This is a genomic window from Desulfosediminicola sp. (genome assembly GCF_048381775.1).
GTDB lineage: Bacteria > Desulfobacterota > Desulfobulbia > Desulfobulbales > Desulfocapsaceae > Desulfopila > Desulfopila ganghwensis.
On sequence record NZ_JBLXGE010000008.1, the window covers coordinates 259,943 to 266,362 of the forward strand.

4 protein-coding genes are annotated in these 6,420 nt (G+C 51.4%); all 4 read left to right on the forward strand.

Annotated features, from left to right (window positions below; all coding sequences use genetic code 11):
• The first annotated feature begins 100 nt into the window (after nt 1–100).
• The 4 genes from ACN5NT_RS14985 to ACN5NT_RS15000 all read left to right on the forward strand — a co-directional run bounded on the left by ACN5NT_RS14985 (nt 101) and on the right by ACN5NT_RS15000 (nt 5,968).
• Nucleotides 101–1,315, forward strand: coding sequence for an NADP-dependent isocitrate dehydrogenase (locus ACN5NT_RS14985; protein WP_136797236.1), 1,215 nt, complete (start codon nt 101–103; stop codon nt 1,313–1,315).
• 193 nt (nt 1,316–1,508) lie between these two features.
• Nucleotides 1,509–3,959, forward strand: coding sequence for a bifunctional aconitate hydratase 2/2-methylisocitrate dehydratase (locus ACN5NT_RS14990; RefSeq protein ID WP_419175969.1), 2,451 nt, complete (start codon nt 1,509–1,511; stop codon nt 3,957–3,959).
• A gap of 307 nt (nt 3,960–4,266) precedes the next feature.
• Entirely contained in the window at nt 4,267–4,428 is a 162-nt protein-coding gene (locus ACN5NT_RS14995; RefSeq protein ID WP_153305547.1) for a hypothetical protein, read from the forward strand.
• Entirely contained in the window at nt 4,397–5,968 is a 1,572-nt protein-coding gene (locus ACN5NT_RS15000) for a BCCT family transporter (RefSeq protein WP_136797232.1), read from the forward strand. Before ACN5NT_RS14995 ends, ACN5NT_RS15000 begins: the two co-directional genes overlap by 32 nt.
• Nucleotides 5,969–6,420: the final 452 nt, after the last annotated feature.

The window sequence follows — 6,420 nt, forward strand, 5'->3', positions numbered from 1 at the left end:
CCGGTAGATATCTTTTGATCATTCGTCGTTTTATACTCTCATCTTTGTTGTTCGATTTTAGAGATATCGGTGTTAAAGAAACTGAAAATGGAGGTCGTAGATGCAGAAAATTAAGGTGAAAAATCCGGTCGTTGAACTCGATGGTGATGAGATGACCCGGATCATATGGGAGTTTATTAAAAGTAAACTTATCCTGCCATATCTGGATATTGATCTGAAGTATTACGATCTTTCCATGGAAAATCGCGATCAGACAGATGACCAGGTTACTGTCGAGGCGGCCAATGCCATCAAGGAGTTTGGTGTGGGCGTGAAGTGTGCCACCATCACCCCGGACGAGGCCCGTGTCGAGGAGTTTGGTTTAAAGAAGATGTGGAAATCCCCCAACGGCACTATCCGCAACATTATCGGTGGCACCGTTTTTCGTCAGCCGATCATCTGTGAAAATATCCCCCGCCTGGTGCCGGGTTGGAAAAGACCTATCGTCATAGGCCGTCACGCATTCGGTGACCAGTACCGTGCGACGGATTTTCTGGTACCCGGAGCAGGGAAACTGACCATGAAATTCGAGCCTGCAGACGGTGGCGAGCCCATCGAATACGAGGTGTTCGATTTTCCTGCTAGTGGCTGTGCAATGGGTATGTATAACCTCGATGAGTCGATTCGCGGTTTTGCCCGATCATGCATGAATTACGGGTTGAATCTCGGTTGGCCGGTGTATCTCTCCACCAAAAATACCATCCTGAAAAAATATGATGGCCGCTTCAAGGACATCTTTCAGGAGGTATACGAGAATGAATTTACAGAAAAATTCAAGGCGGCCGGCATTACCTATGAGCATCGTCTGATCGATGATATGGTTGCCGCCGCACTCAAGTGGGATGGCGGTTTTGTCTGGGCCTGCAAGAACTACGACGGCGATGTACAATCCGATACCGTTGCCCAGGGCTTCGGCTCACTCGGTCTGATGACTTCGGTGCTTATGACCGAGGATGGCAAAACCATTGAAGCAGAGGCGGCCCATGGTACCGTAACCCGCCACTATCGCGAGCACCAGAAGGGCAACAAGACCTCGACCAACCCTATAGCTTCTATCTTTGCCTGGACCAGGGGCCTGGCCTATCGTGGCAAATTTGACGAGACTCCAGAGGTCGTGAAGTTTGCCGAAACTCTGGAAAATGTCTGTGTCGAGACCGTTGAATCGGGTTTTATGACCAAGGACCTGGCACTTCTGGTAGGTGAAGGTCAGACCTTTCTGACCACCGAAGAGTTTTTGGCCAAGCTGGACGAAAATCTGCAAAAAGCTCTTGCCTGATCGGATCAGTCCACCATAACGCAACCGGGGCGGGAAAAGCCGTATTGAACCTGCCCCGGTTGTCGTCTTTTATTATTTCTCCCCTCAATTATCCCATATGAGTAAAGGATTGAGATGCGCTGTCAGCCAGAGAGTCTTGTGATAACAGGCAATCTCATATCTTATCAATATGTTTGCGAATAAGGATTGAATAATGCTTGCTGAATATCAAAAACATGTCGAGGAGAGGCAGGCCGCGGGCTTGCCGCCGCTGCCCCTCACAGCAGGTCAGACCCGTGATCTGGTATGTCTGCTCGAACAGGAGGAGAAGACCGGTCTGCTTGTCGAACTCCTGGGTGAACGCGTGGAGCCCGGTGTGGGCAAAGCCGCAAAGGTGAAAGCTGAGTGGTTACTGAAAGTTGCCGAAGGCAGAGTGGAAGTCGAGGGGTTCACCCCTGATTCTGCCATAGGCCAGCTATCCCGTATGGGTGGCGGCTACAATGTCGAAGCCCTGATACGTTTACTGAGTGTCGAGGCGGTCGCAGGCCCTGCAGCCGAGGGTCTCAAGAAGCTGATCAAGGTGTATGAGGCCTTTGACAGGGTAAAGGAACTGGCCGTGGACAATGAACATGCCAGAGGGGTGCTTGAGTCATGGGCAAAGGCGGAATGGTTCTATAACAGTCCGGAAATACCTGCGTCGGTGGAACTGACCATTTACAAGGTGGAAGGTGAGATCAACACCGATGATTTCTCTCCTGGCAACCAGGCCCAGTCCCGTGCTGACATACCTCTGCACGCCACACATTTTGGAACCAAACGTTTTCCCGGTGGCGTGGAGGCAATCCGTAATTTTCGTAAAGCCGGAAAATCTATCGGTTTTGCAGGTGATGTGGTGGGCACAGGTTCTTCCAGAAAATCTGCCATCAACTCACTGGTCTGGCATGTGGGCGAAGATATTCCGGGAGTGCCCAATAAGCGCTGTGGCGGCGTGGTTGTTGGCTCCATCATTGCACCGATTTTTTATGCGACCGCCAGAGATGCGGGAGTTTTGCCTATCCAGGCGGACGTGAGTTCTCTTGCCATCGGTGAGCAGGTCACATTGAACCTGAAAACCTGGACAATGACGCGTGAAAATGGTGAGTCAGTTGAACTGGTGCCACCTCCGGCGACTTTGCTTGATGAATATCGTGCCGGGGGGAGGCTGAACCTGATTATCGGTCGCAACCTGACCCGGGCAGCCTGTGATGCACTGGGGATTGAGTATCCTGAATTCAGGAAGGTGGATAACCCTAAGCCTGCAGCAGACCAGGGCTACACTCTGGCCCAGAAGATGGTCGGGCGTGCCTGTGGTTTAGAAGGTGTGTTGCCCGGTACAGTCTGTGAGCCGAAGATCACCACGGTTGGCTCCCAGGATACAACCGGGCCGATGACTATGCAGGAGATCGCTGAGCTGGCTTGTCTCCGTTTCAAAGCTGATCTCTTTATGCAGTCATTTTGCCATACAGCCGCATATCCCAAGGCTTCGGACCCGGTGCGTTGGCAGATTATGAAAGAAACCACCGAGAGTTGCGGCGGAGTTGTGTTGAAACCGGGAGATGGAGTCATCCATTCCTGGCTGAACAGAATGCTTGTGCCTGATACCGTTGGCACCGGTGGCGACTCCCATACCCGTTATCCTCTGGGTATTTCCTTTCCGGCAGGTTCCGGTCTTGTTGCATTTGCCGGAGCGTTGGGTTTTATGCCACTGGAGATGCCGCAGTCGGTACTGGTCCGGTTTAAGGGGCAGCGACAGCCGGGAATCACCGTACGCGATATGGTTAACGCCATCCCGTACCAAGCGATTAAACAGGGCTTGTTGACTGTGGACAAGAAAGGCAAAAAGAACATCTTCGCCGGCACTGTCCTGGAAATAGAGGGTATTGAAGATCTGAGCGTTGAAGAGGCATTCGAGTTGAGCGATGCTTCTGCAGAACGTAGCGCCGCGGCAGCTACCCTGAAATTACCCTTGGAAGCTGTGATAGAAAATGTACGCGGGAATGTCGCGCTGCTGAAATCAATGGTGGCAGATGGTTACTCTGATAAAGAGTGCATCGAAAGGCGCATCGCCACACTTGAAGGCTGGCTTGCTGACCCGTCTCTACTCGAAGCGGATGCGACTGCTGAGTATCTCACTGTGATCGAGATCGATCTCAATGAGTTGAAGGAACCTTTACTGGCTTGTCCAAATGATCCCGACGACGTACGACCACTGAGTGAAGTTGCGGGTACTGTTATAGATGAAGCGTTTATCGGCTCCTGCATGGTGCATATCGGTCATTTGCGAACCGCCTCCAGGCTGGTGGCAGGTAAGGAGTACTCGAAAGGGCAGCTCTGGGTTGCACCGCCAACCCGTATGGCCAGGGATACCCTGCTGGCAGAAGGCAGCCTGAGCAATTTTTCCCAGGTTGGCGCCAGGGTGGAAATACCTGGCTGCAGTCTCTGTATGGGCAACCAGGCCAGAGTGCGACCGGGTGTGACGGTAATGTCTACCTCCACCCGCAATTTCGACAACCGCCTTGGCGATAACACTAAGGTTTTCCTTGGCTCTACCGAACTGACTGTTTATGCGGCTCTCTATGGCCAGTTGCCAACGGCCGAAGAGTACATAGAGTTTATCAAAGAATAAGTTTCGCAATACCTGGCCGGTGGTTAAGAGGGGTTCTTGACCACCGGCATTCTTTCTCCGCCATTTCGTGATGGTGGTGCCCGGTTGAATTCAAGTGTGATTATCTTGAATTATCAGTGTAGATCAGTTGTGAGTGTGGTGAGTTACGTCCTTTGCTCAGCCATTTCCAGCTATCGCCCGACACGTCTGTATTTCGAGCTTGTATGAATAATGCTGATGAAATGTTTCAGCGAAATTTGATTGTGGTTTGCAGGTGAGTTGTTATGTTCATCCGGTATTTCTTAATAGAAGATGAATTGGCAGGCTGATGAAATCGTTGGTTGGAACGGGCTTTAAAAGTTATGTGCATGATGATGTGGCAGTGCTGCTTCAGGGTGTGGCTATTTTAGGGCAGATGATTGACAGTAACGGGAGCTTGCCCAAAAAAGAGGATTTTAATGAAGAACAACCCAGACAAGTACAGCATTGATAATACCGATTACACGGTGGGACAGGATAATATCCAGAAATGGGGATTTGACGTCCATAACCCTGTATTTGGTACAAGCGCCGGGCTGATCGGTCTGTTTCTTTTGGCGACCCTGCTATCGGATGCACATTCAGCCAAAGCCATGCTTGACGGCTTAAAATGGAATATCATTGGTGCTTTCGATTCACTTTTTATCTGGACTGGCAACATCATGGTGCTGTTTTGCCTGGCCCTGATCGTTTCGCCATACGGTAAGATTCGGTTGGGAGGCAAAGATGCAGTTGCGGAGCACTCGATGCTCAGCTGGCTGGCAATGCTTTTTGCAGCAGGTATGGGTATCGGGTTGATGTTCTGGAGTGTGGCGGAACCGGTGGCCTACTATACCGGTTGGTATGAAACCCCGCTGGGCGTTACTCCCAATACTCCGGAAGCAGCGCGAATGGCCATGGGCGCAACAATGTATCACTGGGGATTACATCCCTGGGCTATGTATGGTGTAGTAGCGCTTTCACTGGCATTTTTTGCGTACAACAAGGGGCTGCCGCTTTCTATCCGTTCCATATTTTATCCGATTCTTGGTGATCGTGCCTGGGGCTGGGCTGGTCACATTGTCGATATCCTCGCAGTTCTCGCAACGCTGTTTGGTCTGGCAACGTCATTGGGACTTGGCGCCCAGCAGGCAGCGAGCGGTATAAATCATGTTTTTGGTCTAAACGGCGGTGTCGGTCTTCAGATTGGCGTGATTGCAGGCGTTACGGCACTGGCTGTTCTTTCTGTTGTGCGCGGTATTGAGCGCGGCGTAAAGGTGCTCAGTAATATCAACATGGTTGTGGCTTTTGCCCTGCTCATTTTTGTTGGTTTTCTCGGTATTGCCGTTGCAATGGGTACTATTCCCACAACCATCGGTGCCTACGTCGAGAACTTTATTCCGCTTTCCAATCCCCACGGACGTGAGGATGAGGCATGGTTCCAGGGCTGGACTGTGTTTTATTGGGCATGGTGGATTTCGTGGTCCCCTTTTGTTGGTATGTTTATCGCCAGGGTTTCCAAGGGTCGTACCATCAGGCAGTTTATCACTGCGGTACTGATCGTTCCCACCCTGGTTACCGTGGTCTGGATGTCCGTGTTTGGCGGCCTTGCTATTGATCAGGTAACCAAGAAAGTTGGTGTGTTGGGAGAGAAAGGGCTGACTGAAGTGCCGCTGGCGATGTTTCAGATGTTTGAGGCGCTTCCCTTTGCAACTGTGCTCTCTGTGATCGCGGTCATATTGGTCCTGGTATTTTTCATCACCTCTTCAGATTCCGGCTCGTTGGTCATTGATTCAATTACTGCGGGTGGAAAGCTGGACGCTCCGGTTCCCCAGCGTGTGTTCTGGGCGACCATCGAGGGTGCGATTGCCGCAGCCCTGCTTTACATCGGTGGCACTGAGGCGATCCAGGCCCTGCAGGCCGGAGCAATTTCCACCGCTCTGCCGTTTACTGTGGTCCTTCTGGCAATGTGTGTGAGTTTGTTGCTGGGCTTGAGGACTGAGAAACAGTAGGACGTAACAGCAGGATGGACGTTGGATGTTGGATGTTGGACGTGAACTGCGGGTGTAACAGTAGGATGGACGTTGGAAGTTGGATGTTGGACGTGAACTGCAGGTGTAACAGCAGGATGGAAGTTGGAAGTTGGACGTTGGACGTGAACTGCGGGTGTAACAGCAGGATGGGCGTTGGAAGTTGGACGTTGGACGTGAACTGCGGGTGTAACAGCAGGGTAGACGTTGGACGTTGGATGTGAACTTCAGGTAGGTGGAAGGCCGATTCTTTTGGATCGGCCTTTTGCTTTATGGCTTAAATGCTTATAAAAAAGGGAAAAGTACATTTTTCGGTCGATTTTTATTGACAGGAAATCTGCACTCAATCATCTTTATACGTCCCACGTCCCACGTCCCACGTCCCACGTCCCACGTCCCACGTCCCACGTCCCACGTCCCACGTCCCACGTCCC

Coding starts and splice junctions, on each gene's coding strand:
- ACN5NT_RS14990 (WP_419175969.1), top strand. CDS start 1,509: ATGCTTGCTGAATATCAAAAACATGTCGAGGAGAGGCAGGCCGCGGGC.
- ACN5NT_RS15000 (WP_136797232.1), top strand. CDS start 4,397: ATGAAGAACAACCCAGACAAGTACAGCATTGATAATACCGATTACACG.
- ACN5NT_RS14985 (WP_136797236.1), top strand. CDS start 101: ATGCAGAAAATTAAGGTGAAAAATCCGGTCGTTGAACTCGATGGTGAT.
- ACN5NT_RS14995 (WP_153305547.1), top strand. CDS start 4,267: ATGAAATCGTTGGTTGGAACGGGCTTTAAAAGTTATGTGCATGATGAT.